Source organism: Pseudomonas sp. OVF7 (genome assembly GCF_030644265.1).
In the GTDB taxonomy this organism is placed as follows: domain Bacteria; phylum Pseudomonadota; class Gammaproteobacteria; order Pseudomonadales; family Pseudomonadaceae; genus Aquipseudomonas; species Aquipseudomonas gorinensis.
Genome location: NZ_CP128996.1, coordinates 5,871,765 through 5,898,569, shown reverse-complemented (window position 1 = coordinate 5,898,569; position 26,805 = coordinate 5,871,765). Strand labels below are relative to the sequence as shown.

Below are 26,805 nucleotides of genomic sequence, written 5' to 3'. Positions count from 1 at the left end.
TCTGTTTTTGTTTTTTCCTGCCCGCTGTTTTTGTCCAGCCCCAACGGAGAGCTGCCATGACCGATTCCCCCGACCGCGACGAACGCCACCTGGCGCGCATGCTGCGCAAAAAAGCCGTGATTGACGAGCGCATTGCCAATTCCCCGAACGAATGCGGTTTGCTGCTGGTGCTGACCGGCAACGGCAAAGGCAAAAGCAGCTCTGCGTTCGGCATGCTCGCGCGCGCCATGGGCCACGGCATGCAGTGCGGCGTGGTGCAGTTCATCAAAGGCCGTAACAGCACCGGCGAAGAATTGTTCTTCCGGCGTTTCCCCGAACAAGTGCGCTTTCACGTCATGGGCGAAGGCTTCACCTGGGAAACCCAGGACCGCCAGCGCGACATCGCCGCCGCCGAGGCCGCCTGGGCCGTGTCTCGCGAACTGCTGCAAGACCCGAGCATCGGCCTGGTGGTGCTGGATGAGCTGAACATCGCCCTCAAGCATGGCTACCTCGACCTGGACCAGGTACTGAGTGACCTGCAAGCCCGTCCGCCGATGCAGCACGTGGTGGTTACCGGCCGTGGCGCCAAGCCGGAGTTGATCGAGATGGGTGACACCGTCACCGAAATGGGCATGCTCAAGCACGCGTTCCAGGCCGGTATCAAGGCACAGAAGGGCGTCGAACTTTGAATCAGCCCCGTCATTGTCCGGCCGTACTGATCGCCGCACCGGCGTCCGGCCAGGGCAAAACCACGGTCACCGCTGCGCTGGCCCGTTTGCACCGCAACCTGGGGCGCAAAGTACGCGTGTTCAAATGCGGCCCGGACTTCCTCGACCCGATGATCCACGAACGCGCCAGCGGTGCGCCGGTGTATCAGTTGGATATGTGGATGGTTGGCGAGCAGGAAAGTCGTCGCTTGCTGTGGGAAGCGGCAGGGGAGGCCGACCTGATCCTGATCGAAGGCGTCATGGGCCTGTTTGACGGTACGCCGTCCAGCGCCGACCTGGCGCGGCACTTCGGTGTGCCGGTGCTGGCGGTGATCGACGGCACCGCCATGGCCCAGACCTTCGGAGCCCTGGCCCTGGGCCTGGCGCGTTATCAGCCGGACTTGCCGTTTGCCGGTGTGTTGGCCAACCGTGTCGGCACCCTGCGCCATGCGCAATTGCTCGAAGGGAGCCTCACCGAAGGCCTGCGCTGGTACGGCGCGTTGTCCCGTGAAACCGGGATTGAGTTGCCCAGCCGCCATCTTGGCCTGGTGCAAGCCAGCGAACTGAATGACCTCGACGTACGCCTGGACGCCGCTGCCCAGGCCCTGGGCAACAGTTGTGAAGTTGCCTTGCCGCCGCCGGTGACCTTCGCCGCGCCTGAAGTGATCGAAGCCGAACCGCTGCTCGCCGGTGTGCGCATCGCCGTCGCCCGTGACGAAGCCTTTGCCTTCACCTATGGCGCCAGCCTGGATCTGTTGCGGGCGATGGGGGCCGAGTTGCGCTTTTTCTCACCGATTCATGATCGCCAAGTGCCCGAGGCCGACAGCCTCTATCTGCCAGGCGGGTACCCGGAGCTGCATCACCAGGCGCTGGCGGAAAACACCTCGATGCTCGATGCCATCCGTGCCCATCATGCTGCCGGTAAACCCTTGCTTGCCGAGTGTGGCGGCATGCTCTACCTGCTGGACTCGCTCACCGATGTCGACGGCACCCGTGTCGAGCTGGTCGGCCTGTTGCAGGGGGATGCGGTGATGCAGAAGAAACTGGCGGCCCTGGCCCTGCAAAGCGTCGAGTTGCCGGAAGGCGTATTGCGCGGGCACACCTACCACCATTCCCTGACCAGCACCGACTGGCAACCGATCGCCCGTGGCTTGAGCCCCAACGGCGGGCGGGGTGCCGAGGCGGTGTATCGGCAAGGGCGGATGACCGCTTCCTACGTGCACTTCTACTTCCCCTCCAATCCCCGTGCGGTTGCTGCGCTGTTTGCGCCCGACCTTGAGTCAGCCCAGTCCCATGAGTGACAACGCTTTCCCCCCGGCCGAGCGCGACGCCGTTTACCGCGCCATCGCCGAACGCCGCGACATGCGCCATTTCACCGGCGGCACGGTGGCCCCGCACTTGCTGCATCGCCTGCTCCAGGCCGCGCACCAGGCGCCCAGCGTCGGCCTGATGCAGCCCTGGCGCTTTATCCGCATCAGCGACCGCCAGCTACGAGGGCAGATCCAGCAACTGGTGGAGGAAGAACGTATACGCACCGCCGAAGCCTTGGGCGAGCGCTCCGATGAATTCATGAAGCTCAAGGTCGAAGGCATCCATGACTGCGCCGAAGTGCTGGTGGCGGCGCTGATGGACGATCGCGAGCGGCATATCTTCGGGCGACGTACCTTGCCGGAAATGGACATGGCCTCCCTGGCCTGCGCGATTCAGAATCTGTGGCTGGCCGCGCGCGTCGAGGGCTTGGGCATGGGCTGGGTCTCGCTGTTCGAACCCCGGGCCCTGGCCGACCTGCTGGGTTTGCCGCCTGGCGCGAAACCCCTGGCGGTGCTGTGCCTGGGGCCGGTCGACGCCTTCTACCCGGCCCCGATGCTGCAGCTCGAAGGCTGGACCGAACCGCGTCCGCTGAGTGACATGTTGTATGAGAATGTGTGGGGAGCAAGTCAATGAGTGTGGCCTTGCTGTGTGTCGCCGCGGTGGCGCTGGATGCGCTGCTGGGTGAACCCAGGCGCTGGCATCCGCTGGTGGCGTTTGGCAATTTCGCCGGACGCATCGAGCAACGTTTCAATAGCGGTGGCCGTGGCTGGCGCAGCCACGGTGTGACCGCGTGGGTGATTGCGGTGGTGCCGTTGACGCTGTTGGCCACCGCGTTGTCGTGGGCACCCTATATCGGTTGGGTGTTGGAGGTGCTCGCACTGTACTGCGCCCTCGGCATGCGCAGCCTTGGCGAGCATGTGATTCCGGTGGCCCAGGCCCTGCGCAGCGATGACCTGGATGAGGCCCGCAAGCGCGTGAGCTACCTGGTCAGCCGCCAGACCAGCGAACTGGACCGTACTGAAGTCGCCCGTGCCGCCACCGAGTCGGTGCTGGAGAATGGCAGCGACGCAATATTTGCTGCGCTGTTCTGGTTCGTGGTGGCCGGCGTGCCGGGTGTGGTGCTCTACCGTCTGAGCAACACCCTCGACGCGATGTGGGGCTATCGCAACGAACGCTTCGAACGCTTCGGCTGGGCCGCGGCGAAGATCGACGATGTACTCAACTATGTGCCTGCGCGCCTGGTGGCCTTGACCTACGCGTTGCTGGGCAAGACTCGACTGGCGCTCAAATGCTGGCGCACCCAGGGGCCGACCTGGGACAGCCCGAATGCCGGGCCGGTGATGGCCGCTGGCGCAGGCGCCTTGGGCGTCGAGTTGGGCGGTGCGGCGATTTATCATGGTGAGGTGCACCAGCGCCCTCAGTTGGGAGAAGGTCCACCGGCCGATGCCGACGCCATCGACCGTGGCTGGCAACTGGTGCAACGCGGCGTATGGTTGTGGTTGCTGATCCTATGTGCAGGGGCGCAATTCTATGCTTGAACACGGCGGCCGCCTGCGCAAGGCGGCGATTCAATACGGCATTGCCGAAGCCGATTGGCTCGACCTGTCCAGTGGCCTGGCGCCATGGCCGTGGCCGATCCCCGAGATCCCACAGCGGGCCTGGGCACGCTTGCCGGAAACCGACGACGGCCTGGAGCAGGCCGCCAGCGAATATTATGGGGTGGCGCACGTATTGCCGGTGGCGGGTTCCCAGGCGGCAATCCAGCTGCTGCCGCGCCTGCGGCGTGCCGGCAAGGTCGGCGTGCTGTCGCCGTGTTATGCCGAGCACGCCGAGGCCTGGCGCCGCGCGGGTTACGTGGTGCGCGAAGTGCAGGAACAAGAGGTCGATTTCTTTCTCGACAGCCTTGATGTGCTGGTGGTGGTCAACCCTAACAACCCCACGGGCCTGAGCCTGGCGCCGCAACGCCTGCTCGACTGGCATACACGGCTGGCCCAGCGTGGCGGTTGGCTGGTGGTGGACGAAGCCTTTATGGACGTGACCCCGCAGTTGAGCCTGGCGGGCCAGGCCCATCAGGTCGGCCTGATCGTGCTGCGCTCGTTCGGTAAATTCTTCGGCCTGGCCGGCGTTCGACTGGGTTTTGTGCTGGCCGAACGCAAGTTGCTCAAGCTATTGGCCGAACAGGTCGGACCTTGGGCCGTCAGCGGTCCGACGCGAGTACTGGGCCAGGCCTGCCTGCGCGACACCGCCGGGCAGGTTCAACAGCGCGCGCGTTGCATTGAAGCCGGCCAGCGCTTGTTCGCATTGTTGGAGCGGCATGGTTTTCAGCCCCAGGGCGGTTGCGCCCTGTTCCAGTGGTTGATCACCCCGCACGCCGAACGGCTGCACGAATTCATGGCCCAGCGCGGCATCCTGCTGCGTCTGTTCGTACACGACAGCAGCCTGCGCTTCGGCCTGCCAGACACGGAAGCAGACTGGCTGCGCCTGGATGAAGCGCTGACCGCCTATAAGGACGTTGCATGAGTACGCTGATGGTGCAGGGCACCACCTCCGATGCCGGCAAAAGTACCTTGGTGACCGCGCTATGCCGCTGGCTGGTGCGCCAGGGCGTGGCGGTCGTGCCGTTCAAGCCGCAGAACATGGCCCTCAACAGTGCCGTGACGGCCGAAGGCGGCGAGATCGGTCGCGCCCAGGCGGTGCAGGCCCAGGCGGCGAACCTGGCGCCCCACACCGACATGAACCCGGTGCTGCTCAAGCCCAACAGCGACACCGGCTCCCAGGTCATCATCCATGGGCGCGCGGTGACCAGCATGAACGCGGTGGCCTATCACGACTACAAAGCCATCGCGATGCAGGCAGTACTGGCTTCCCATGCACGGTTGAGCGCAGCCTACCCGGTGGTGATGGTGGAAGGCGCGGGCTCCCCGGCAGAGATCAACCTGCGCGTCAATGACATCGCCAACATGGGCTTTGCCGAGGCGGTGGATTGCCCGGTGCTGCTGATCGCCGACATTAATCGAGGTGGAGTGTTCGCCCACCTGGTCGGCACCCTCGAATTGCTGTCGCCCAGCGAACAGGCCAGGGTCCAGGGTTTTATCATCAACCGTTTCCGCGGCGACATCGCGTTGCTGCAACCAGGGCTGGACTGGCTGGAAGCACGCACCGGCAAACCGGTCGTGGGCGTCTTGCCCTATGTGATGGACCTGCACCTGGAGGCCGAGGACGGCATCGACCAGCGCCAGATCGACAAGGCGGCGCAGGTGCTCAGGGTGGTGGTGCCGGTGCTGCCGCGCATCAGCAACCACACCGATTTCGATCCGTTGCGCCTGCATCCCCAGGTGGATTTGCAGTTTGTCCGCCCAGGCCAGGCGATTCCGCCGGCCGACCTGATCATCCTGCCGGGCTCGAAAAGCGTTCGCAGCGACTTGGCCTACCTGCGCGCCAACGGCTGGGACGCCGCCGTGACACGGCACTTGCGCTATGGCGGGAAGGTGCTGGGGATATGCGGCGGTTTGCAAATGCTCGGCGAGCAGGTCCACGACCCAATGGGCCTGGAAGGGCCTCCCGGTTCCAGTGACGGCCTGGGGTTGCTGGCGTTCAGTACGACCCTGGAAGCAGAGAAACAACTGCGCAATGTGCGCGGGCGCCTGCTGCTGGAGGATGCCGAAGTCAGTGGCTATGAGATCCACGCAGGCGTGACGTCGGGCAGTGCGCTGGAGCGCGCCGCGGTACGTCTGGAGGATGGCCGCTGCGACGGTGCCCAGAGCGCGGACGGACAAATCCTCGGCACCTATCTGCATGGCGTGTTCGAGACGCCCGCCGCCTGCAGTGCCTTGTTGCGTTGGGCCGGTTTGCAGGCGGTACAGGCCGTGGATTACCACGCGTTGCGCGAGCGCGATATCGAGCGATTGGCGGACTTGGTGGAGCATCACCTGGATACCGGGTTACTGCGCCGTTTATGTGGAGTCGCGCCATGCGCCAACTGATTCTCGGCGGTGCGCGCTCCGGTAAAAGCCGCCTGGCTGAAAAACTCGCCAGCGACAGCGGCCTGCCTGTCCTCTATATCGCCACCAGCCAACCCTTGGACGGCGAAATGCACGACCGCGTCGCCCTGCATCGCCAGCGTCGCCCCGACACCTGGGGGCTGATCGAGGAACCACTCGAACTGGCCCGGGTGCTGCGCGACAACGCCGCGCCCGGCCGCTGCCTGCTGGTCGATTGCCTCACGCTCTGGCTGACCAACCTGCTGATGCTCGACAACCCCGAGCGCCTGGTCTTGGAACGCGACCAACTGCTGGACACCCTGGCCTCGCTGCCAGGTGAAATCATTTTTGTCAGCAACGAGACCGGTTTGGGTGTCGTGCCGCTGGGCGAATTGACTCGCCGCTATGTGGATGAAGCCGGTTGGCTGCATCAAGCCTTGGCCGAGCGTTGTCAGCGTGTTGTCCTGACGGTGGCCGGCCTGCCCCTGACGTTGAAAGGTACTGCGTTATGACTGACACCTGGTGGCTTAATCCCTGTAAGGCGATTGACGCTCAAGCATACGAACAAGCACTGGCACGCCAGCAGCAATTGACCAAGCCGGCCGGTTCCCTGGGCCAGCTGGAAGCGCTGGCCGTGCAGTTGGCGGGCCTGCAAGGCCGAGTCAAGCCGTCGGTCGAACACCTGTGGATCGCCATCTTTGCCGGCGACCACGGCGTGGTGGCGGAGGGCGTGTCGGCCTATCCCCAGGCCGTTACCGGCCAGATGCTGCATAACTTTGTCAGCGGCGGCGCGGCGATCAGTGTGTTGGCGCGGCAGCTGGATGCGCAGTTGGAAGTGATCGACCTGGGTACCGTGACGACGTCGCTGGCACTGCCCGGCGTGCGTCACTTGAATATCGGGGCGGGCACCGCCAACTTCGTCAACGCCCCGGCGATGACTGAAGCGCAGGGGCGCCTGGCGCTGCAAGCCGGGCGGGATAGCGTCCAGCGCGCCGTGGAGCACGGCACCCAGCTGTTTATCGGCGGCGAGATGGGCATCGGCAACACCACCGCCGCCAGTGCGTTGGCCTGCGCCTTGCTCGATTGCCCGGTGAGTGACCTGACCGGTCCGGGGACGGGCTTGAATGCCCAAGGCGTGAGCCACAAAGTGGCGATCATCGAGCGCGCCCTGGCCCGGCATGCCGGGCAGCGCGATGATGCATTGCACACCCTGTTCAACCTCGGTGGTTTTGAGATCGCGGCGCTGGTCGGGGCCTACCTGGCGTGTGCCCAGGCCGGCATCGTGGTGCTGGTAGACGGGTTTATCTGCAGCGTCGCCGCGCTGGTCGCCACGCGCATGAACCCGGCCTGCCGCGAGTGGCTGGTGTTTGGCCATCGTGGCGCCGAGCCCGGCCATCGCCATGTGTTGCAACGCCTCGAGGCGCAGCCGTTGTTGGACCTCGGCCTGCGCTTGGGCGAAGGCAGCGGTGCGGCGCTGGCGGTGCCGTTACTGCGCCTGGCCTGTGCGTTGCACGGGCAGATGGCGACATTCGCCGAAGCCGCTGTGGCAGACCGCCCGGCATGACCTTGCACCTGGACCTGCTGCGCCACGGCGAAACCGAATTGGGTGGCGGCCTGCGCGGCAGCCTCGATGATGCGCTCACCGATAAGGGGTGGGCGCAGATGCACGCCGCGGTGCTGGGGCAGGGGCCGTGGGACCGCGTGATCAGTTCGCCGCTGCAACGCTGTGCGCGTTTTGCCCAGCAATTGGGTGCGACGCTTAACCTGCCGGTGAGCCTGGAAAAAGATCTGCAGGAACTGCATTTCGGCGCCTGGGAAGGGCAGAGCGCGGCGGCGCTGATGAAGACCGATGCCGAAGGGCTGGGATTGTTTTGGGCCGACCCTTACCGCTTTACGCCGCCTGATGGCGAGCCCGTCAGTGACTTTTCTGCGCGGGTCCTTGGCGCTATCTCACGCTTGCATCAGGCGTATGCCGGCCAGCGCGTGCTGTTGATCAGTCATGGCGGTGTGATGCGTTTATTGTTGGCGCGCGCGCGTGGCCTGCCACGTGAGCAACTGTTGAACGTCGAGGTCGCGCACGGTGGCCTGTTCAGCCTGCAGGTCGGCGCCGACGGCGCGTTGAAGGAAGGTACCTGAAGATGCTGCCGTTCTGGATCGCCCTGCAGTTCCTCAGCAGCTTGCCGGTTCGCCTGCCGGGTATGCCGCAGCCGCAGGAATTGGGGCGATCGTTGCTGTTTTACCCGGTGGTTGGCTTGTTGTTCGGGTTGCTGCTATGGGCCCTGAATGTGGCATTGGCCGGGGCCCCGTTGTTGCTGCATGCCGCGCTGTTGCTGACCGCCTGGGTGCTGCTCAGTGGTGGTTTGCACTTGGATGGCCTGGCGGACAGCGCGGACGCCTGGCTCGGTGGTTTCGGTGATCGCGAGCGCACGTTGACGATCATGAAGGACCCCCGCAGCGGGCCGATTGCCGTGGTCACGCTGGGCTTGGTGTTGCTGCTTAAATTCGCTGCACTGGTGGCGCTGATCGAGCAGCACAATGGCGCGGCTCTGATCCTGGCACCGCTGATCGGGCGGGCGTCGATGCTGGCGTTGTTCCTGACCACGCGCTATGTGCGCGCCGGTGGCTTGGGCCAGGCGCTGTCGGATCATCTGCCCAGGGTGGTCGGCCAACAGGTGCTGATCCTCAGTGGCCTGGCCTGCATCCTGATCGGCGGCTTCAACGGCGGGATCGCCGTGCTGCTGGCGGCGCTCTGCTTCGTGGGCTTGCGCCACCTGATGGTCAAGCGCCTGGGCGGAACCACCGGCGACACCGCAGGTGCCCTGTTGGAGCTGCTGGAAGTGGTCGTCTTGGTTGGTCTGGCGCTGTAACACTTTCTTGCATTTCGTTAATCGCGGGTATATACACGCTCCATGCTTGCCTCCCAATGTTTATGCACCAATCTGCGACGCGCCGCCCGTGGCGTCAGCAGGCATTACGACGGCGCTCTCGACGGCTTCGGGATCAACGTTGCCCAGTATTCTTTGCTGTGTAACTTGCAGCGCCTGGATCAACCGAGTATTTCCAGCCTGGCCGAAGCCATGGGCCTGGATCGCAGCACGTTGGGGCGTAACCTGCGGGTACTGGAGGGCGAGGGCCTGGTACGGTTGATCGAAGGGGATGACCAGCGCAACCGCCTGGTGTTGTTGACCGAAGCGGGTGAAGCACGATTGGCCGCCGCCTTGCCGGCCTGGGAAGCGGCACAGCAAAAACTGATCGATCAATTGGGCGCGGAAAAACGCGAAACCCTGTTGGCCTTGCTGGATGAGCTCGCCTGAACGCGGGTTTGTTCGACTATAAGCGGGTATATACCCGCGAGCGGAGAATAAGAAATGACCTCGATGTGGCGCACCAGTGGCTGGATTCTTGTGGGGAGTGCGCTGATCCTGGCGTTGTCCTTGGGCGTGCGGCATGGCTTCGGGCTTTTCCTGGCGCCGATGAGCGCCGAATTCGGCTGGGGTCGTGAGACCTTTGCCTTTGCCATCGCCTTGCAGAACCTGATCTGGGGCCTGGCGCAACCCTTTACCGGGGCCCTGGCCGACCGCTTTGGCGCGACCAAGGCTGTGTTCATCGGCGGGGTGCTGTACGCCGCGGGGCTGGTGTTGATGGGCATGTCCGATTCGGCATGGTCGTTGTCGCTGAGTGCTGGGTTATTGATCGGTATTGGTCTATCCGGCACATCATTCTCGGTGATTCTTGGGGTGGTGGGCCGCGCCGTACCGCCGGAGAAACGCAGCATGGCCATGGGCATTGCCAGCGCCGCGGGGTCTTTCGGCCAGTTCGCCATGGTGCCGGGTACCCTGGGCTTGATCAGTTGGCTGGGCTGGTCAGTAGCCTTGCTGGCGTTGGGCTTGATGGTCGCGTTGATCCTGCCGCTGGTGGCCATGCTCAAGGACCGTCCACTGCCGACCCTGGCGGGCCAGCAAACCTTGCGGGAAGCGTTGAAGGAAGCCTGTTCCCATTCCGGATTCTGGCTGCTCGCGTTCGGTTTTTTCGTCTGTGGTTTCCAGGTGGTGTTTATTGGTGTGCATCTGCCGGCGTACCTGGTGGACCAGCACCTGCCCGCCACGGTCGGTACGACGGTACTGGCGTTGATCGGCCTGTTTAATATCTTTGGCACCTACACCGCCGGTTGGCTCGGTGGGCGCATGTCCAAGCCGCGCTTGTTGACGGGGCTGTACCTGTTACGCGCGGTGGTGATCATGCTGTTCCTGTGGGCGCCGGTGACGGAAATCACGGCCTACCTGTTCGGCATGGCCATGGGCTTTTTGTGGCTGTCGACCGTACCGCTGACCAATGGCACGGTGGCGACGTTGTTCGGTGTGCGAAATCTCTCCATGCTCGGCGGGATCGTGTTCCTGTTCCACCAGCTCGGTTCGTTCCTCGGTGGCTGGCTGGGCGGGGTGGTCTATGATCGAACCGGCAACTACGATTTGATCTGGCAGGTGGCGATTCTGTTGAGCCTGCTCGCCGCCGCCCTGAACTGGCCGGTACGCGAGCGGCCGGTGGCGCGCTTGCAGGCGCAGATGGAGGCGGCATGAGTGTAGCGTTACGTGGTCTGATCCTCGTCGCGGGGTTGATCCTGGTGCTGCTGGCCTGGTGGGGCTGGCAGCATGGCGGGCTGGCGTTGATGCAACTGGGTATGGCGATCTGTTAAGTTCGTGGTCTGAATATTTTTAAGGACACACGACATGCAGATGCGTTGGCTCGCTGTACCCGTCCTGATGGCCATTGGCAGTGCCGCCCTGGCCGCCAGTTGTCCGCCGCTGCTGGAAGGCCAGTTGCCCAAGCTGCGCGCCAAGGAATCCATCGACCTGTGCCAGCGCTTTGCCGGCAAGCCCCTGGTGATCGTCAACACCGCCAGCTTCTGCGGGTTCGCCCCGCAGTTCAAAGGCCTCGAAGCGTTGTACCAACGCTACAAGGGCCAAGGGCTGGAAGTGATTGGCGTGCCGTCCGATGACTTCAAGCAGGAAGCCAAGACCGGCGAAGAGACCGCCAAGGTCTGCTACGTGAATTACGGCGTGACCTTCACCATGACCGAGCCGCAGAAGGTCAAGGGGCCGGATGCGGTGCACCTGTTCAAGGTGCTGGCGCAACAGACCAACGCGCCGAAGTGGAATTTCTACAAGTATGTGGTGGATCGCCAGGGCAAGGTGATTGCCAGCTTTTCCAGCCTGACCAAGCCGGACAGTCCGGAGTTGATCAAGGCAGTGGAAGAGGCGCTGGCGTCGAAACCCTGAGCATTGCCCATTAAAAAGCCCCGCCTCCTTTACAGGAGAGCGGGGCTTTTTAATGAGCGTTGGATCAGAACTTGTACGTCACACCCAGGCCGAAACCGTTGGCGCTGTTTTCGTACTTGGCGCTGTAGGAGCCCAGCTGGTTGGATTTATTCACTTTGACCGGCTCTTCCTTGAGGTAGGAGTAAGCCAGGTCAACAGTCATGTTATCCATCACCGCGTAACCCAGGCCAACACTGAAGATAGTCCGGTCGCCGGTTGGGATGCGTGGTGAACGGTCGGTGTTGTTGGTTGGCGATTGGTCGAAGGTCAGGCCGGTACGCAGTACCACCTGCTTGGTGACCTGGTACGAGGTGCCCACGGCGTAGGCCCAGGTGTCGTGCCAGTTCTGCGGTTCAGTGATCGTTCTGACGAGCGTAGGTGCAGCTATGCCACCGCTGGCCGCTGTCACACCTTCGTTGTTGATGGTGATGTCTTTCAAGCGACTCCAACGAGTCCAGGTCGTACCCGCATACAGCTTCCAGGCGTCATTGAGGTCTTGAGTGACCGACAAGTCCCAGGATTCCGGGGTATCCACTTTCAACGACGCATCGTAACGGTTGTTGGCCAGTACGACCGATGGCACTGTGGCAGCCTTGGTGACTTCGGTGTGGCCTTCGAGCTTGTACTTCACTTTCGAGTGATAGGTCAGGCCAACGCGCGTGGTATCAGTGGCTTGCACCAGGATACCGGCGTTAAAGCCCAGGGCGGTATCGTCGCCTTTGACTTTGACTCTGTTGTCGCCCGGGAAGCCCAGGCCGGCCAGGCTTGGCTGCGATTCCAGGGTGCCGTCGATGCGGTTGATGGTCGGACCAAAACCGATGGAAACTTTGTCGTTGAAGGCGTAGCTGACGGTCGGTTGGAAGGTGATAACCGACACTTCGCTCTTGTTGCCAAAGCCACGACCTTGGAAACCGCTTTCGTAGTCGGTCTTCAGCCCGAACGGTGCATACACCCCGAAGCCGATAGCCCATTGATCGTTAAGTTTGTTGGTGTAGAAACCGAATGGCACGGCAGTAAAAGGCACCATGTCGCCTTTGTTGGACCCGCTGGAGCGGCCGCCGGTATTTTTGATATCGGTCGAAGCATCGATCGCTGCAACACCACCGGTAATTTGCTGGCCTTCAAGGCGGGCCATACCGGCAGGGTTACCAAAGACAGTGCTTGCGTTTTCGGCAGAGGAGGAACGTCCTGCGAAACCTGTCCCCATTCCTGCGACGTCTTGTTCGTTAAGGGCAAAGCCACTTGCGAAGACGTGGGAAGAGGCCATGGCAACGGCGAGGCTAAGTGTGGTCTTGAGCATTACTTTTTTCATTATTAGAACTCCGTGGTGATCACCGCTGCGGAAAGTATCAATAAAATTAACATCGCGCTATAGGCTGTAATGCAGGAGATAGAGCCGTTTTGTAGGACAATCCGACCAAAATTCCGGTTTTTTGCCGAATCTTGCAAATTGCCCGGTCAGCAGGCCACGTGATTCATGGGTGAAACACAGGTTTGCCAGGCTTGGGCGAAATCGCGCAGCCTTCCTTGAGGGTGAAATATTTCTTTCCAGATACGTGCCATTCCCAGCACATCGCCGGGCGGTGGTAAGGCTGGGCGATGTTGTTCCACCAGCAGCCAGGCGATGGCGGTGGCGTAACGCAGGTTAACCGTCAATTCCAACTGGGGCGCACTGAGGAACGCATGTTGACTGGCCAGCCCGCGTACGAGGCTGGCGCGTTCGGGGTCCAGCGCCAGGTAGTCGTCCCAGAGCGCGCGGTGGCGGGTTTCGGTGATGCTGTACAGGCCATGGCCGCGTCGATCATGCAGGGCGGAACCCAATTCCGACTGGCTGGCGGCAATCCCCAGCAGGAGGGATTCAGCGCTCGGGTGAGGGTGGCCAAGATAAAATAACGTCGGCCTGATCACATAACGACACAATTCACTGGCGGCGATACCCATACAAGCCTCAATCCGTGAAAGTGGTCGACGATGCCTGGGAAGGGGGGGCTTGGCAGCAGTGAATCGGATCCCAGGCTCGTCGTAAGCGGATCATGCCGCTTGAGTTGAAGTGTAGTGTCATATTCGTGATGTAAAAGACTGTTTTTAAAACATCTTCTCTAATCAGTTATAACGGTTATATCTATTTGAGCTTAATCCGCGAGCGTCGGGTTCGAATTCCGGGCAATAAAAAACCCTGTGTTTTAGACAGGGTTTTTGTATTTCAGCGACTCGGGTCGATCAGGCAACCAGTGCCTGACGGGTACGCTCGATCACGGCCTGCAGCGGCTCTGCGCTGGAGTATTGATCGGGGTACAGGCGTTCGCTGTGACGAGCGATACCGTGTTCGTTGACCAGGGTGAAGCTGAAGCAGCCTTTGCGAGCGGCCATGATCAGGCAGTTCATTGGAGCAAAAGCGTTGGTAAGGGTGCGAATGGCATCCTGAGTATGGATAGTGGACATATTATTGGTGTTCCTACAAATGACACGGTTAAGAACCGTGCAACGTTAAAACGTTCCAGTGACGTTGATCACCATTGATCGAACGAAGAACCCGACTGGAACAAAGCAGCCAGTTTGAAGCGCTAATAAGTTAGGCGCGCTTGGGCTGGCAGGTAGGTACTTAGGAGGGCAGGCAACACAACAGGGGCAAAGGTTCTGGGCCCAGGGTGAAGATCCTGATCAATTTGCAGGCTGGTTCGGTCAGAGTATTGAGTCTTCGCGACACCCTTTGCTTGTTCAAAGGCCGTGTCGTCGCAAGGAATACCTGGAAACCATCGAGGTGGTCGATCCCGTGTTGTACAGGGGAGTTGTTCGACCAGAATTGACTTTCAGCTTGGTACTAACGCCGCGGATAGTAACGGATTGAAACAGGGAAAGGAAGTGTGCTAGCGAAAAAACTTTAATCAGCCGCCCAGCAGCCCGCGATATACCAGCACGGTAACCGCGGCGGCCAGCGAGCATCCCAGACCATAGGTGGCCAGCGTCAGGCGCAGGGACTTGCCGGTTTCCACCACCTTCATCACATCGCGCATATCGTTGATCCGGCCTTCACCCAATTCGATGCACAGACTCACTGCCGTAAACGCCGCCGACAACAGGATCGCGATGGCAAACAGTGCGCCATCCGGGGAGGGCAGCGCTGCGTTGATCCCAAGCGACGTCGCGCAAATGGTCAGTAACAGTAAGGCGAACAACAGAATTCCTTTCATCGGTTCGTACACGGCTGCGCTTTAGGTGTGGGGAGTGTGGCGACCGCGGATGATTTTGAAAAGTCCCTTGGGTTGTCGCAGCGGTAACAGTTCTGGGCGAGATCGAATCAAAAAAACAGGCGATATAACCAATGGATGTGTACTTGTACACATTGGTTGCGTGATGTGTAACCTGGCTGTCAAGTGTCTTGCTGCGCCGCCATTTGCCTGGGATGAAAATTTAAGTCAATGAAAAATATCGCTTTTTTTTATTGGTGAAAAAATCGTCAGTTTGACTGCGGCCCCCGTTCCATGGGCCTTTGCGCGAGTTAAAGATGGGTTGTCCACTGAGTTATCCACAGCTTCTGTGGATTGTCCCGAGCGCTTGCTCTAGCACGGGCGTGCAGAGTTTTTTCAGCTTTACGTGTACGAAAAAAAGAGTAGAGTGGCGCGCCCTCCGGTTTGTCCCACAGTGCTTTATGAAGTTTCGCTCAGTATCACCTTCTGTTACCAGCACGCCCCCGACTGTTACCGCACCCAAGCGTTTTTCCTTGAAGGTCGCCTTGTGGCTGCTCGATAGCCCACGCCTGGGGCACAGCACTAACGTCAAGCATTTTGCCGGACGTCTGCTGAAACAACCTGCGCGAGATGGCGTGGTGGTTGCGCAAAGCCGTCTGGGCCAACTGATGTGTCGCGAATGCGGCAGCGCCCGTGACCGCCGTATCGGCCATGACCTCTTGCGCCTGGCTGCGCGTGCCGGTGACCGCCGCGCCCAACGCGAATTGGGTCAGCTCAAAGACTGAGCTGTCTTCCGGCCCTGCGCTTGGTTAACCTTCCTCTTTTCGGTAATGACAGGAATGGCTATGGCTTTTGACTGGACCAGTATTGCCCTGGGCCTCGCGGGGGCCGCAGTGCCGCTATTGGCCGTGTGCTGGCAGCTCCAGCGGCGGTTGGTCGCGCGCATGGCCGGTTGGGAATTGCTCGAAGAGCGCCTGGCCACCGCGCAACTGGCCCAGGAAGGCCTCGCGGCTCAACTGGATGCCAGCCGCGACGAGATCAGCGACCTGAGCCAAGCCAATGCCGCCAAGCAAGCTGACCTGGCTGCCGTGCGCCGCGAAGTCGAGTTGTTGCAGATCGATCGCGACAACGCCCGTGACGCCGCCCACGCCTGGAACCTCGACCGCAGCGCCAAGGAAACCGAACTGCGCCGTCTCGACGCTTTGTCGGCTGCCCTGCGCGCCGAACTGCGCGAGCAGCAGGACAGCCATCAGCAGCGCCTCGCTGATCTACAGGGTTCGCGAGATGAGCTGCGCGCGCAGTTCGCCGAACTGGCCGGCAAGATCTTCGACGAGCGCGAGCAGCGCTTTGCCGAAACCAGCCAGGAACGTCTGGGCCAGTTGCTCGATCCACTCAAGGAGCGCATCCAGTCCTTCGAAAAACGCGTCGAAGAAAGCTATCAGAACGAGGCCCGCGAACGCTTTTCCCTGGCCAAGGAGCTTGAGCGCCTGCAACAACTGAACCTGCGTCTGTCGGACGAAGCGACAAACCTGACCCGCGCCCTCAAGGGCCAGAAAACCCAGGGTAACTGGGGTGAGCTGATCCTTGAGCGCGTGCTGGAGCATGCCGGCCTGGAGAAGGGCCGCGAGTACCAGACCCAGGTCAGCCTCAAGGGCCCGGACGGCGAGCGCTTCCAGCCGGACGTGCTGATCATGTTGCCCGGCGATAAGCAGGTGGTGGTGGACTCCAAGGTCAGCCTGACGGCCTATCAACAATACGTGGCGGCGGATGACGAGGTGATTGGCCAGGCGGCGTTGAAGCAGCATGTGCTGTCCCTGCGCAATCACGTCAAGGGCTTGGCCGGCAAGGATTACAAACGCCTGGAAGGCTTGCACAGCCTGGATTTCGTCTTGCTGTTCGTGCCGATCGAAGCGGCGTTTTCAGCGGCATTGCAGGCCGAGCCGAACCTGTTCCAGGAGGCATTCGACCGCCATATTGTCATCGTCAGCCCCACCACCTTGCTCGCCACCCTGCGGGTGATCGACAGCCTGTGGAAGCAGGAGCGCCAGAGCCAGAACGCGCGGGAAATCGCCGAGCGTGCCGGCTGGCTTTACGACAAGTTCGTACTGTTCATCCAGGACCTGGACGAAGTAGGGAGTCGGTTGCAGCAGTTGGACAAGGCTTACAGTGCAGCGCGCAATAAGCTGACAGATGGGCGCGGCAATCTGGTCAGTCGCACCGAGCAATTAAGATTGCTCGGTGCCCGCGCCAGCAAAAGCCTGCCGGCGGATTTGCTGGAGCGCGCGATGACCGACTCCGACGGCGTAGCGCACCTTCCCGAATAAACGTCATCCGACAGGGGGGAGGGGGCGTGCTCCGGATTGCATTGGACCAGGCACGGAGGGTGTGACTGAGGCTCCGCTATCGGGAGCAAGCCCCCGCCACATTTTTAAAGCGGCAAATGCCGACTCAGCAACGCCCGCAACGCCGCCGGCTTCACCGGCTTGGCCAAGTAATCCAGCCCCGCTGCATGCACCTCGGCCACCATTTCCGGGCGGCCGTCGGCGCTGATGACCACACCGGGAATCGGTTCCGCCAACTGCGCCCGTAGCCAGCCCATCAGCTCGGTGCCGGTTTCGCCGTGGTCCAGGTGGTAATCCACCAACGCCAGTTGCGGGCGTACGCCCTCGGCCAGGAGCGCCGCGCATTGCGCCTGGTCGGTGGCGGTCCAGACCTCACAGCCCCAGCGGGTCAGCAGGCTGCGCATGCCGATCAGGATGCTTTCTTCGTTATCCACGCACAGCACTTGCGCGCCGCTCAATGGCAGGCCACTTTCCTGCGGCACCTTGACCTGCGGGCTGGTCTGGATGCGCGCCAGTGGCACGCGCACACTGAACACGCTGCCCTTGCCCGGCCATGAGCGCACGCTGAGGCGATGGCCCAGCACGCGGCACAGGCCATCAGCGATCGCTAGGCCCAGGCCCAGGCCTTTTTCCGCGCGGGTCTGGTGGCTGTCCAGGCGCTTGAATTCTTCGAAGATCACCTGCTGTTTATCCAGCGGGATGCCAGGGCCGCGGTCCCAGACTTCCAGGCACAGTTCGCCCTGGCGTCGACGTACGCCCAGCAGCACCGGGCCGTCGGCATAACGGAAGGCATTGGTGAGGAAATTCTGCAGGATCCTGCGCAGCAACTTGATATCACTGTCGACCCGCAAGCGACTGCCGCGCAGGCGGAAGCGCAAGCCTTGTTCCTGCGCCAACGCCTTGAATTCGGCGCCCAGTGTGTCGAACAGCTCGTTGAGCACAAAGGGTTGGCGCTGCGGATTGATCTTGCCGTTTTCCAAGCGCGAAATATCCAACAGGTCGCTGATCAGGTCTTCGGCCGAACGCAGCGAACTGTCCAGGTGCTGCACCAGTTGCCGGGCTTCGTTCGACAGGCCGTCGTTCTGGTGGGAAAGGGCGGCTGAGAACAGGCGCGCGGCATTCAACGGTTGCATCAGGTCATGGCTGACAGCTGCCAGGAAGCGGGTCTTAGACTGGCTGGCGGACTCGGCCGCGCCCTTGGCATCGGTCAGTGCCACATTGAGTTGCGACAGCTCATGGGTGCGCTCGGTGACCCGCCGCTCCAGGCCCTCATTGGCCTCGGTCAATGCCTGCTCGGCTTCGCGGAACGCGGTGATGTCGGTGAAGCTCATGACAAAGCCGCCGCCCGGCATCGGGTTGCCGATCAACTCGATCACTCGCCCATTCGGGAACAGGCGCTCTGAGGTGTGCGCGCGGCCCTGGCGCATCCAGTGCAGGCGGCGGGCCACGTGGACCTCGGCTTCACCTGGCCCGCACAGGCCGCGTTCGGCGTTGTAGCGAATGATGTCGGCAATCGGTCGGCCGACGCTGATCAAGCCTTCGGGGTAGTTGAACAGTTCCAGGTAACGGCGGTTCCAGGCCACCAGCTTGAGTGACTGGTCTACCACGCTGATGCCTTGGGTGATGTTTTCGATCGCGCCTTGCAGCAAGGCCCGGTTGAACTGCAACACCTCGGAGGCTTCGTCGGCGATCCGCACGACGTCTTCCAGCTGCATTTCCCGGCCTTCAATGGCCGCTTTCACCACCGCGCGTGTCGAAGACGCACCGAGTACACCGGCCAACAGACGCTCGGTGTGCGCGATCCAATCGTTGTCGGCATTCTGGTTGGGGTTGAAGCCCTTGCCTTGGCGATAGGCAAAGCGGATAAAACTCTGCTGGGCGCGTTCCTCGCCGACAAAGCGTGCCGCGAGGCTGAGCAGGTCGCTGATCTGTACCGACAGCATCGAGCGGGCGCTAGCGCGCTGGCTGGTTTCCTGGCCGATGAAGCGCCCGGCCTGCCAGTGCTCGGAGACGCGTGTACGCGACAGCATCGAAACCCAGACGAACAAGGTGAAATTACCCGCCAGGGAGAACACGGTGCCCAGGGTCAGCGACGTGACCGAGAAGCCCAGTGGGTGCGAATGCAGCCAGGTCAAGCCAGGGAATAGGCTGAAGGACCAGCCGAGACTTTTCGCTGTAACCGGTAGGACCAAGGTGTAGAACCACAGGAACGTACCGGCCGCCAAGCCGGCAAACACCCCCCGCCGGTTGGCCTGCTTCCAATACAGTGCGCCAAGCATGGCGGGTGCCAGTTGGGTCACGGCGGCGAAGGCGATCTGGCCGATGGTCGCCAGGCTCGCCGTGGAGCCGAGCAGGCGATAGCTGACGTAGGCCAGCAACAGGATGATCACAATGCTGACCCGACGTACCGACAGCATCCAGTGGCGGAACACTTCGAAAGGGCGCTCGGCACTGGAGCGGCGCAATAACCAGGGCAGCAGCATGTCGTTGGAGACCATGGTCGACAACGCGATGCTGGCGACAATCACCATGCCGGTGGCGGCCGATGCACCGCCGATAAAGGCGAGTACGGCAAGGGCCGGATGGGCTTCGGCCAAGGGCAGGCTGATCACATAAGAGTCGGGCAGCACCGAACCGGGCAGGAGCATTTTGCCGCCCAGGGCAATCGGCACGACAAACAGCGCGGCAAGGATCAGGTAGGCGGGGAATACCCATTTGGCCAGGCGTAGATCCTGAGGGTCGATGTTTTCCACCACGGTGACGTGAAACTGCCGCGGCAGGCAGATGATGGCCATCATGGCCACGCCGGTCTGCACCACCATCGAAGGCCAGTTGACGGTTTCTTTCCAGTATTCCTCCAAGCGGGGCGCGAGCATCGCCTGGCTGAACAGGTCGCCGAAACCGTCGTACAGGCCGTAGGTGACAAACGCGCCGACGGCGAGAAACGCGAACAGCTTGACCAACGACTCAAAGGCAATCGCCAGCACCATGCCGCGGTGGTGTTCGGTGGCGTCGAGGTTGCGGGTACCGAATACGATAGTGAACAGCGCGAGCACCAGTGACACGATCAACGCGGTGTCCTGGGCGCGGGTGCCGGTGGTGTCGGCGCCCGAGCCGATCAGCAGGTTCACGCCCAGCACAATGCCTTTGAGCTGCAGAGCGATATAGGGCAGTACGCCCACCAGGCAGATCAGCGCGACCACCACGGCCAGCGATTGGGATTTGCCGTAGCGAGCGGCGATAAAGTCGGCGATGGAGGTGATGTTTTCCTGTTTGCTGATCAGCACCATCTTTTGCAGGACCCACGGTGCAAACACAAGCAATAGCACCGGCCCCAGGTAGATCGGTAAAAATGCCCACAGTTGTTCGGCGGCCTGGCCTACGGCGCCGAAGAACGTCCAACTGGTGCAATACACGGCCAGCGACAGGCTATAGACCCACGCGCGCATACGCGGTGGCAGCGGCGCGTGGCGGCGGTCACCGTAAAAAGCGATGGCAAACATAATGGCCATATAGGCCAGGGCAACGGCGGCGATCAGCCCGCTGGACAGCGTCATGGTAACTCCGGACAGAAGAACACCCAGGCATTCCGGGCCCGGTTGGACAGTCTCGCATGATGCATGGGGTTAGTCAGTGTCGACCAAGGTCGTGTGGGATCTTATGTCGCATGCCCGCTGATATTGACTGCTGGCACGAGACACGCACTTACCTCGGTGGCAGGGTTTTCTGGCGCAGGATGTAGATCGTCACCAGCACGGCGCTGGTCAGCATGAAGCCGCGCGCCCAGGGCAGGGGGACCAGGTAGCAGGAGAAACCGATGCTCAACCACATCAGGCCGATGGCGTAGACCTTGCCCTTGAGCGGGATGCCATTGCCGTCGAGATAGTCGCGAATCCAAGGGCCCAGGCGCGGGTGCTCCACCAGCCAGCGGTAGAAACGCGGGGAGCTGCGTGCGAAGCAGGCGGCGGCCAGCAGGAGAAAGGGCGTGGTCGGCAAGACCGGCAGGAAAATACCGATGACCCCCAGCGCCACGCTCAACCAGCCGATGGCCAGCAGCACGTAGCGCAGGAGCAACGAGCGGTTGCCCATGGGTGTCACGGGCAAACGACTCAGTGGTGGCGTGGCTTGAGGATCGCCGGTTTTTCGTCAGGGGCGTTGCACAGCAGGTACAGGGCGGTGAGCGCTTCCGGAATCTGTACGATCATGTCGTCCATCAGGTTGGGGTCGGCGGCGATGTCGGAGAACTCCGGCTGGTCGTCGAACAGGCCCGAACCGACCATGATGGGCAGCAGCATTTCGCTGACTTCTTCCTCGGCGGTTTCGAACCAGGCGGCTTCACGCAGGAATACGCCTTCCATGAAGCCGATGCACCAGCCGCGCAGGTCGGAGTCGTCCGGCTCTTCGCCCAGGTCGAGGTCACACGGCAGTTCGAACTCTTCATCGGAGGCCAGTTGGCGACCGATGTGGGCCTTCAGGGCCACCAGGGTGGCTTCGATTTCTTCACGCTGGGCGGCGTCGGCGTAGTGCGGCTCTTCGGCGAACAAGGCGTCGATCCACTCACGGTCCGGCACGATGTCGGAGGAGATCGACAAGGCGGTCAGGTAGCCGTGGGCGGCCACATAGTCCAGCGCCTCGTCATGCAGCTCATCGGCGTCGAGGAAGGCTTGCAGGCGGGTTAGTTGCTCAGCGAAGGACATTGAAGGACTACCTTGGGAATAAACGATGCTGAATTCTAGGCTTTCTTGAGCGCCCAGGCCAGCCGCACTGCATATTTGCCAGGTTTTAGAGACGGACGTCTATTCGTCAGTCGCGCCCTTTGCCGGATGACCCTCGGGTATACTGCCGCGTTTTGTGATGCCCCGCAGGCCAGGCACCAGGCCGAGAAAACTTCGTTTACGGATTATTTTCCGTGAAGCCGCGTTTTTTCGGCCAGCCTGTACTGAGGGTTTCGGCACTTTTTTGGAGTTTTACATGCTCGAGCAGGCTCAACGCGTCCTCAAGGACATCTTCGGCTACGACAGTTTTCGTGGCCGCCAGGGTGCGATCATTGAGCGCGTGGCCAGTGGCGGTGATGCCCTGGTCCTGATGCCTACCGGCGGCGGCAAGTCGTTGTGTTTCCAGGTGCCCGCCTTGCTGCGTAACGGCCTGGCCGTGGTGGTGTCGCCGTTGATTGCGTTGATGGACGACCAGGTGGCGACCCTGGAGGAACTCGGTGTGGCGGCCGCGTCATTGAACTCCACCCTCAGCGCCGAACAGCAGCGCGACCTGGCCGCGCGCATCAAGCGCGGCGAAGTGAAAATGCTCTACCTCGCCCCAGAGCGCCTGGTGCAGCCACGCATGCTGGCCTTCCTGCAAAGCCTGGAAATCGCCCTGTTCGCCATCGACGAAGCCCACTGCGTTTCGCAATGGGGGCACGATTTCCGTCGCGAATACCTGCAATTGGGCCAGTTGGCAGAGTTGTTCCCCGACGTCCCGCGCATCGCGCTGACCGCCACCGCCGACAAGCGCACCCGCGAAGAGATTGTCGAGCGCCTGCATTTACAGAATGCCGAGCGCTTCCTGTCGAGCTTCGACCGACCGAATATTTTCTACCGCATCGTGCCCAAGGAGCAGCCACGCAAGCAGTTGCTGGCGTTCCTGTCCGAGCGGCGCAGCGATGCGGGCATTGTCTATTGCCTGTCGCGCAAGAAAGTCGATGAAGTGGCCGCCTTCCTGTGCGAGCAGGGTTACCCGGCGCTGCCGTACCACGCCGGCCTGCCCAATGAAACGCGCTCCGCCCACCAGAAACGCTTCCTCAACGAGGAAGGCCTGATCATGGTGGCAACCATCGCCTTCGGCATGGGGATCGACAAGTCCAACGTGCGCTTCGTGGCGCATATGGACCTGCCCAAGTCCCTCGAGGCTTACTACCAGGAAACTGGGCGTGCCGGCCGTGACGGCCTGCCAGCGGATGCCTGGATGGTCTACGGCCTGCAAGACGTGGTGATGCTCAAGCAGATGCTGCAGAACTCCGAGGGTGACGAACGCCACAAGCGCCTGGAACAGCACAAGCTCGACGCCATGTTGTCGCTGTGCGAAGAGACGCGCTGCCGCCGCCAGACCCTGTTGGCGTACTTCGACGAAGACATGCCCGAGCCGTGCGGTCACTGTGACAATTGCGTCGACGGCGTACAGACCTGGGACGCCACCGAACCGGCACGCCAGGGGTTGTCAGCGATCTACCGTACTGGCCAGCGTTATGGCGTGGGCCATCTGGTGGACGTATTGCTGGGCAAAGACAACGAAAAAGTGCGCAGCTTCGGTCACGAAAAACTCTCGGTCTATGGCGTCGGCAAGGCACGGGCCGAAGGCGAGTGGCGTTCACTGTTCCGACAGATGGTCGCGCGCGGCCTGGTGGATATCGACATCGAGGGCTACGGCGGCCTGCGCCTGAACGACAGTTGCCGGCCGCTGCTCAAGGGCGAAGTGAGCCTGGAACTGCGTCGCGACCTCAAGCCGCAAACCACCGCCAAGAGCAGCACCAGCCAGGCCAGCCAACTGGTGCGTGGCGAAGAACGCGAGCAGTGGGAAGCCTTGCGCACCCTGCGGCGCAAACTGGCACAGGAACACAGCGTGCCGCCTTACGTCATCTTCCCCGACTCGACCCTGTTGGAGATGCTGCGCGAGCAACCCACCACCCTGGCCGAGATGGCCCGGGTCAGCGGCGTGGGTGCGCGCAAGCTGGAGCGTTATGGCCAAGCCTTCCTCGAAGTGCTCGGCGGCCAGGCCGAGGCGCCGAAGGAAGTCGCCGATATTCGCCATGAATTGATCAGCCTGGCACGCGCCGGGATGACCCCGATTCAGATCGCCGGCCAACTGCAATGTTCGGAGAAAAACGTCTACACCCTGTTGGCTGAAGCCATCGGCAAGCAACAGCTGTCCCTGGAGCAGGCCCTTGATTTGCCGGAAGATTTGCTCGGCGAAATCCAAGACGCCTTCCTCGATGGAGAAGGCGAATTGCCAGCTGTTTCGGAGATTGCGCCGCTGTTTACCGGGCGTGTGCCTGAGGGTGTTTTGTACTGTGTTCGGGCGGCATTGCAGTCGGAATTCGAAATTTAGTGTGCCAATTACGACAATGTAACGAATCAGTACATAGCAGACCTTGCCTACTGACATGGCTCATGCTTAGCTGACTAATAATTAGCCATACTTTATTTTCAGTCTAACCCATGAGTTTTTTATGCCGTTAACCGATCAACACCGTTTTGGCATGCAGTTGGCGCAAATGTCCCGAGGTTGGCGCGCCGAGCTGGACCGCCGTCTGGCCGGGCTGGGCTTGTCCCAGGCGCGCTGGCTGGTGCTGTTGCACCTGGCTCGTTTCGAAGAAGCACCGACGCAACGCGAGTTGGCGCAAAGCGTCGGCGTGGAAGGCCCGACCCTGGCACGTTTGCTCGATAGCCTGGAAGGCCAGGGCCTGGTGCAGCGCCAGGCCGTGGTGGAAGACCGCCGTGCCAAGCGTATTCTGCTATGCGATAGCGCCCGCCCCTTGATCGAGCAGATCGAGACCATTGCCACTGCCTTGCGCCATGAACTGTTCGTGGGCGTGGATGAAGAAGATATGCGCGTGTGCATGCGGGTGCATGGGCATATCCTGGCGAATCTGGAAAAGTCCTGACACGGCTGGATCCAGGGCGTGTTGTGGCGAGTGAGTGTGTACCCTCGCCACAACACGCCGGCTCCTGCGGTTGATGCGTCAGAACGTCTGCCCCAGGTTCAAGTAAACCGCCTGCTGACTATCATCATTGAACCCATAGCTGAAGTTCAGTGGCCCCAATGGCGTATCAAACCCGAGGAAAATACTCGCGGCATTGATATAGCCGCTGTCGAATTCATTGTCGTTGTTCCACGCCCGGCCCCGTTCCAGGGAGGCGCCCAGGTACAGCGGGAAATCCAGTGGCAGGTATGAGCGCGGCGTCAGGCGGCGGTAGTACACCGCCCGCATCAAGCTGATGTTCTGCCCCGAAATCGCATCCTGGCGAAAGCCCGACAATTGCCGCGCCCCGCCGAGCAGAAAGCTGGAAATCACCACATCCGAGTTATCCAGGGTCCGCCCGTAGCGCCCGCCCAGCACCAGGGTGTCGGGGCCGTTGCTCATGGCCTTGTCCAGCTTGAATTCCCATTGCCGGTATCGCTGGTCCGAGCCCAGCCCCGGCTCGAATTCCCGGAATGCCAGGCCGATGTCTTCACCGCTGTGCGGGAAGTACACGTTGTCGAGGGAGTCGAAGGAGTACTTCAACTCATAGAAGCCTTCGCTGAAGCTCACGCTCGGCAGGTCTCGGTCGCCGATGCGCACGTCGGCCTTGCCCCAGGCCTCGCCGACACCGAAGCGGATCTCACCGCTGTTGCCGATCTGCCGCCCGACATTCAACCCGAAACCATAGCGTTCCAGGCGGTATTCGGAGATGGGGTCGTTGTCCAGGATCAGCTCGACGTTCTGCGCCTGGGCACTCAGATAGGGGGCGACGAAGTAACGTGAGCCGGTGTCCATCGGCTGGTAGAACTCGCTGTACAGTTCCTGCCGGTCGCCGATCTGCACTCGCGTCAGCCATTCTGCGCCGAGGCGGTTGATGCCGTTCATACGGTAGCTGGCGCCGAGGTTGAAAGCGCTGTCGCCGCGCATGTCGTCCGACAGGTTCAGGCCCAGGCGCAGGTAATCGGTGCCGCTGCGTTTGCCGCGCGCGCTGATCACCAGGGTATTGTCGTGGCCTTTCTTGACCACGCGGTATTGCACCTGCTCGAAGTAGTCCAGGCCGTACAAGGTGCCCATGTCCGTTTGCAGGCGGCCCAGGTTCAGCGGCTCACCCAGGGGTTGGCGGATGTAGTAGCGGATCACGTCATCGCTGACTTTCGAGTCGTTCTCCACCGTGATGGCGGTGATTACCGGCGTGCGTTCGCCCGGAGTGCGCGCAGCGACCAGTTCCGGGTCGATCGGTTCGGCAGGGCGCAGGTGGGCCAGGCGCACGTCGAGGGCGCGGGTGGCGCGGTAGCCGGCGTCGATCATGTCCTTGGCGCGGCCGAAGTCCGTCACGCCGTAGGCGGCCAGTGGTGGTTGGATCAGCACATCCTTGGGGTGCAGGGCCTTGAGTTGTTCTTCGGAGTTACGTCGGGTCATCAGGGTGATGGACTGGTTGAGCACATCCACCACCGTGGCCAGTTGCTTGCGCGAGCGCAGCGGCGTGCCGATGTCGACCACGATGGCGATGTCGACACCCATCTCCCGCGCCACGTCCAGGGGGATGTTGTCGGTCATGCCGCCGTCCACCAGCAGCCGGCCATCCAACTCGACCGGGGCGAATACGGCCGGGATCGACATGCTGGCGCGGATCACCTGGGGCAGGTGGCCCTTGCGGAACACCACTTTTTCGCCAGTGGTGATGTCCGTGGCTACGGCGCGGAACGGGATGGGGAGCTTGTCGAAATTGCGGATGTTACTGGTGTGGGCAAACATGCTTTCCAGCAGCAGCGCCAGGTTCTGCCCCTGGATCACCCCGAGGGGCAGGCCCAGGCTGCCGTCATCGCGGAAACTGAGCTTCTGCTTGACCAGGAAGTCCCGGTCGTCCTGCTTGCGCCGGAACGGCACATCCTCGCGAGGCGGCGCGTCGGAGAGGGCTTGCTGCCAGTCGATGCCCAGTGCCAGTTTTTCCAGTTCGTCGATCTTGTAACCCGACGCATACAGTCCACCGATCACCGCCCCCATGCTGGTACCCGCAATCGCATCGATATGAATCCCCTGTTCCTCCAGGGCCTTGAGCACGCCGATATGGGCCAGGCCGCGCGCGGCGCCACCGGACAGTACCAGGCCGATTTTCGGGCGCGGCGCGTCGGCGGCGTGGGCGAGGAGGGGGAGAAGGCACAGGAACAGGCAGGACAGCAGGCGGCGCATCATGAATCTCGAGGCTGGGCGATAAAGGCCGGTATTATAGCCACTCGACCCTCCGAGCCCG

General features: G+C 62.0%; 25 protein-coding genes. 17 read left to right on the top strand and 8 right to left on the bottom strand.

Features of this window, described 5'->3' with window-relative positions:
- Nucleotides 1-56: 56 nt before the first annotated feature.
- The 13 genes from cobO (at nucleotide 57) to QU606_RS26705 (ending at nucleotide 11,253) form a co-directional block, all read left to right on the top strand.
- Nucleotides 57-668 carry a cob(I)yrinic acid a,c-diamide adenosyltransferase gene (gene cobO, locus QU606_RS26765; protein WP_010208674.1) on the top strand — a complete coding sequence of 204 codons (612 nt, stop codon included), beginning with the start codon at nucleotides 57-59 and terminating at the stop codon, nucleotides 666-668.
- Nucleotides 665-1,987, top strand: coding sequence for a cobyrinate a,c-diamide synthase (locus tag QU606_RS26760; protein ID WP_304997817.1), 1,323 nt, complete (start codon nucleotides 665-667; stop codon nucleotides 1,985-1,987). Before cobO ends, QU606_RS26760 begins: the two co-directional genes overlap by 4 nt.
- Nucleotides 1,980-2,630, top strand: a complete 651-nt coding sequence (bluB, locus tag QU606_RS26755) for a 5,6-dimethylbenzimidazole synthase (RefSeq protein ID WP_024076765.1) — start codon at nucleotides 1,980-1,982, stop codon at nucleotides 2,628-2,630. The genes QU606_RS26760 and bluB overlap by 8 nt, the downstream gene beginning before the upstream one ends.
- Complete coding sequence (gene cbiB, locus QU606_RS26750) at nucleotides 2,627-3,535, top strand: adenosylcobinamide-phosphate synthase CbiB (protein ID WP_069076833.1); 909 nt, start codon at nucleotides 2,627-2,629, stop codon at nucleotides 3,533-3,535. The genes bluB and cbiB overlap by 4 nt, the downstream gene beginning before the upstream one ends.
- A complete protein-coding gene (gene cobD, locus QU606_RS26745) occupies nucleotides 3,528-4,517 on the top strand; it encodes a threonine-phosphate decarboxylase CobD (protein ID WP_069076834.1) in 990 nt (329 codons plus the stop codon). The genes cbiB and cobD overlap by 8 nt, the downstream gene beginning before the upstream one ends.
- The gene (locus QU606_RS26740; protein ID WP_304997816.1) at nucleotides 4,514-5,980 is read left to right on the top strand and encodes a cobyric acid synthase; all 1,467 of its coding nucleotides are present in this window, start codon (nucleotides 4,514-4,516) and stop codon (nucleotides 5,978-5,980) included. The genes cobD and QU606_RS26740 overlap by 4 nt, the downstream gene beginning before the upstream one ends.
- Complete coding sequence (gene cobU / locus QU606_RS26735) at nucleotides 5,968-6,489, top strand: bifunctional adenosylcobinamide kinase/adenosylcobinamide-phosphate guanylyltransferase (protein WP_024076761.1); 522 nt, start codon at nucleotides 5,968-5,970, stop codon at nucleotides 6,487-6,489. The genes QU606_RS26740 and cobU overlap by 13 nt, the downstream gene beginning before the upstream one ends.
- Nucleotides 6,486-7,541, top strand: coding sequence for a nicotinate-nucleotide--dimethylbenzimidazole phosphoribosyltransferase (cobT, locus tag QU606_RS26730; RefSeq protein ID WP_304997815.1), 1,056 nt, complete (start codon nucleotides 6,486-6,488; stop codon nucleotides 7,539-7,541). Before cobU ends, cobT begins: the two co-directional genes overlap by 4 nt.
- Entirely contained in the window at nucleotides 7,538-8,113 is a 576-nt protein-coding gene (gene cobC, locus QU606_RS26725) for an alpha-ribazole phosphatase family protein (RefSeq protein WP_150055686.1), read from the top strand. Before cobT ends, cobC begins: the two co-directional genes overlap by 4 nt.
- A 2-nt stretch (nucleotides 8,114-8,115) precedes the next feature.
- Nucleotides 8,116-8,844, top strand: a complete 729-nt coding sequence (locus QU606_RS26720) for an adenosylcobinamide-GDP ribazoletransferase (protein WP_024076758.1) — start codon at nucleotides 8,116-8,118, stop codon at nucleotides 8,842-8,844.
- A gap of 42 nt (nucleotides 8,845-8,886) precedes the next feature.
- Nucleotides 8,887-9,291 (top strand): MarR family winged helix-turn-helix transcriptional regulator, encoded by a 405-nt coding sequence (locus QU606_RS26715; RefSeq protein WP_024076757.1) that lies wholly within the window; start codon nucleotides 8,887-8,889, stop codon nucleotides 9,289-9,291.
- Between the two features lie 63 nt (nucleotides 9,292-9,354).
- Nucleotides 9,355-10,554 carry an MFS transporter gene (locus QU606_RS26710; protein ID WP_162163611.1) on the top strand — a complete coding sequence of 400 codons (1,200 nt, stop codon included), beginning with the start codon at nucleotides 9,355-9,357 and terminating at the stop codon, nucleotides 10,552-10,554.
- 150 nt (nucleotides 10,555-10,704) lie between these two features.
- Nucleotides 10,705-11,253, top strand: coding sequence for a glutathione peroxidase (locus QU606_RS26705; protein WP_024076754.1), 549 nt, complete (start codon nucleotides 10,705-10,707; stop codon nucleotides 11,251-11,253).
- Between the two features lie 64 nt (nucleotides 11,254-11,317).
- Here QU606_RS26705 and QU606_RS26700 read toward each other — a convergent pair whose 3' ends face one another.
- From QU606_RS26700 to QU606_RS26685, 4 genes are all read right to left on the bottom strand, one after another.
- Complete coding sequence (locus QU606_RS26700) at nucleotides 11,318-12,604, bottom strand: OmpP1/FadL family transporter (protein WP_024076753.1); 1,287 nt, start codon at nucleotides 12,602-12,604, stop codon at nucleotides 11,318-11,320.
- 146 nt (nucleotides 12,605-12,750) lie between these two features.
- Nucleotides 12,751-13,233: a hypothetical protein gene (locus QU606_RS26695; RefSeq protein WP_024076752.1), complete on the bottom strand. Its 483-nt coding sequence runs from the start codon at nucleotides 13,231-13,233 to the stop codon at nucleotides 12,751-12,753.
- Nucleotides 13,234-13,512: 279 nt separating this feature from the next.
- The gene (locus QU606_RS26690) at nucleotides 13,513-13,734 is read right to left on the bottom strand and encodes a hypothetical protein (RefSeq protein ID WP_024076751.1); all 222 of its coding nucleotides are present in this window, start codon (nucleotides 13,732-13,734) and stop codon (nucleotides 13,513-13,515) included.
- Nucleotides 13,735-14,177: 443 nt separating this feature from the next.
- The gene (locus tag QU606_RS26685) at nucleotides 14,178-14,483 is read right to left on the bottom strand and encodes a hypothetical protein (protein ID WP_069077446.1); all 306 of its coding nucleotides are present in this window, start codon (nucleotides 14,481-14,483) and stop codon (nucleotides 14,178-14,180) included.
- 458 nt (nucleotides 14,484-14,941) lie between these two features.
- On the opposite strand from QU606_RS26685, the gene QU606_RS26680 reads away from it, so the two are divergent.
- Both QU606_RS26680 and rmuC read left to right on the top strand, forming a co-directional pair.
- Nucleotides 14,942-15,265, top strand: a complete 324-nt coding sequence (locus tag QU606_RS26680; RefSeq protein ID WP_024076749.1) for a hypothetical protein — start codon at nucleotides 14,942-14,944, stop codon at nucleotides 15,263-15,265.
- A 174-nt stretch (nucleotides 15,266-15,439) separates the two neighbouring features.
- Nucleotides 15,440-16,804, top strand: a complete 1,365-nt coding sequence (gene rmuC, locus QU606_RS26675) for a DNA recombination protein RmuC (RefSeq protein WP_168233204.1) — start codon at nucleotides 15,440-15,442, stop codon at nucleotides 16,802-16,804.
- A 104-nt stretch (nucleotides 16,805-16,908) separates the two neighbouring features.
- On the opposite strand, the gene QU606_RS26670 is transcribed toward rmuC, so the two are convergent.
- The 3 genes from QU606_RS26670 to QU606_RS26660 all read right to left on the bottom strand — a co-directional run bounded on the left by QU606_RS26670 (nucleotide 16,909) and on the right by QU606_RS26660 (nucleotide 21,519).
- A complete protein-coding gene (locus QU606_RS26670) occupies nucleotides 16,909-20,379 on the bottom strand; it encodes a PAS domain-containing hybrid sensor histidine kinase/response regulator (RefSeq protein WP_069076839.1) in 3,471 nt (1,156 codons plus the stop codon).
- Nucleotides 20,380-20,527: 148 nt separating this feature from the next.
- Nucleotides 20,528-20,911, bottom strand: coding sequence for a YbaN family protein (locus QU606_RS26665; RefSeq protein ID WP_041160992.1), 384 nt, complete (start codon nucleotides 20,909-20,911; stop codon nucleotides 20,528-20,530).
- Between the two features lie 20 nt (nucleotides 20,912-20,931).
- The gene (locus tag QU606_RS26660) at nucleotides 20,932-21,519 is read right to left on the bottom strand and encodes a YecA family protein (protein WP_304997814.1); all 588 of its coding nucleotides are present in this window, start codon (nucleotides 21,517-21,519) and stop codon (nucleotides 20,932-20,934) included.
- Nucleotides 21,520-21,793: 274 nt separating this feature from the next.
- Here QU606_RS26660 and recQ point away from each other — a divergent pair, with 274 nt between their 5' ends.
- Both recQ and QU606_RS26650 read left to right on the top strand, forming a co-directional pair.
- On the top strand, nucleotides 21,794-23,920 hold the full coding sequence (gene recQ, locus QU606_RS26655; protein ID WP_304997813.1) for a DNA helicase RecQ: 2,127 nt from the start codon (nucleotides 21,794-21,796) through the stop codon (nucleotides 23,918-23,920).
- A 121-nt stretch (nucleotides 23,921-24,041) separates the two neighbouring features.
- On the top strand, nucleotides 24,042-24,476 hold the full coding sequence (locus tag QU606_RS26650) for a MarR family transcriptional regulator (protein ID WP_024076743.1): 435 nt from the start codon (nucleotides 24,042-24,044) through the stop codon (nucleotides 24,474-24,476).
- A gap of 78 nt (nucleotides 24,477-24,554) precedes the next feature.
- Here QU606_RS26650 and QU606_RS26645 read toward each other — a convergent pair whose 3' ends face one another.
- Nucleotides 24,555-26,744, bottom strand: coding sequence for a patatin-like phospholipase family protein (locus tag QU606_RS26645; protein ID WP_168233187.1), 2,190 nt, complete (start codon nucleotides 26,742-26,744; stop codon nucleotides 24,555-24,557).
- Nucleotides 26,745-26,805 lie beyond the last annotated feature (61 nt).

Coding starts and splice junctions, on each gene's coding strand:
- cobO (WP_010208674.1), top strand. CDS start 57: ATGACCGATTCCCCCGACCGCGACGAACGCCACCTGGCGCGCATGCTG.
- bluB (WP_024076765.1), top strand. CDS start 1,980: ATGAGTGACAACGCTTTCCCCCCGGCCGAGCGCGACGCCGTTTACCGC.
- cbiB (WP_069076833.1), top strand. CDS start 2,627: ATGAGTGTGGCCTTGCTGTGTGTCGCCGCGGTGGCGCTGGATGCGCTG.
- cobD (WP_069076834.1), top strand. CDS start 3,528: ATGCTTGAACACGGCGGCCGCCTGCGCAAGGCGGCGATTCAATACGGC.
- QU606_RS26740 (WP_304997816.1), top strand. CDS start 4,514: ATGAGTACGCTGATGGTGCAGGGCACCACCTCCGATGCCGGCAAAAGT.
- cobU (WP_024076761.1), top strand. CDS start 5,968: ATGCGCCAACTGATTCTCGGCGGTGCGCGCTCCGGTAAAAGCCGCCTG.
- cobT (WP_304997815.1), top strand. CDS start 6,486: ATGACTGACACCTGGTGGCTTAATCCCTGTAAGGCGATTGACGCTCAA.
- cobC (WP_150055686.1), top strand. CDS start 7,538: ATGACCTTGCACCTGGACCTGCTGCGCCACGGCGAAACCGAATTGGGT.
- QU606_RS26720 (WP_024076758.1), top strand. CDS start 8,116: ATGCTGCCGTTCTGGATCGCCCTGCAGTTCCTCAGCAGCTTGCCGGTT.
- QU606_RS26715 (WP_024076757.1), top strand. CDS start 8,887: ATGCTTGCCTCCCAATGTTTATGCACCAATCTGCGACGCGCCGCCCGT.
- QU606_RS26710 (WP_162163611.1), top strand. CDS start 9,355: ATGTGGCGCACCAGTGGCTGGATTCTTGTGGGGAGTGCGCTGATCCTG.
- QU606_RS26705 (WP_024076754.1), top strand. CDS start 10,705: ATGCAGATGCGTTGGCTCGCTGTACCCGTCCTGATGGCCATTGGCAGT.
- QU606_RS26700 (WP_024076753.1), bottom strand. CDS start 12,604: ATGAAAAAAGTAATGCTCAAGACCACACTTAGCCTCGCCGTTGCCATG.
- QU606_RS26695 (WP_024076752.1), bottom strand. CDS start 13,233: ATGGGTATCGCCGCCAGTGAATTGTGTCGTTATGTGATCAGGCCGACG.
- QU606_RS26690 (WP_024076751.1), bottom strand. CDS start 13,734: ATGTCCACTATCCATACTCAGGATGCCATTCGCACCCTTACCAACGCT.
- QU606_RS26685 (WP_069077446.1), bottom strand. CDS start 14,483: ATGAAAGGAATTCTGTTGTTCGCCTTACTGTTACTGACCATTTGCGCG.
- QU606_RS26680 (WP_024076749.1), top strand. CDS start 14,942: ATGAAGTTTCGCTCAGTATCACCTTCTGTTACCAGCACGCCCCCGACT.
- QU606_RS26670 (WP_069076839.1), bottom strand. CDS start 20,379: ATGACGCTGTCCAGCGGGCTGATCGCCGCCGTTGCCCTGGCCTATATG.
- QU606_RS26665 (WP_041160992.1), bottom strand. CDS start 20,911: ATGGGCAACCGCTCGTTGCTCCTGCGCTACGTGCTGCTGGCCATCGGC.
- QU606_RS26660 (WP_304997814.1), bottom strand. CDS start 21,519: ATGTCCTTCGCTGAGCAACTAACCCGCCTGCAAGCCTTCCTCGACGCC.
- recQ (WP_304997813.1), top strand. CDS start 21,794: ATGCTCGAGCAGGCTCAACGCGTCCTCAAGGACATCTTCGGCTACGAC.
- QU606_RS26650 (WP_024076743.1), top strand. CDS start 24,042: ATGCCGTTAACCGATCAACACCGTTTTGGCATGCAGTTGGCGCAAATG.
- QU606_RS26645 (WP_168233187.1), bottom strand. CDS start 26,744: ATGCGCCGCCTGCTGTCCTGCCTGTTCCTGTGCCTTCTCCCCCTCCTC.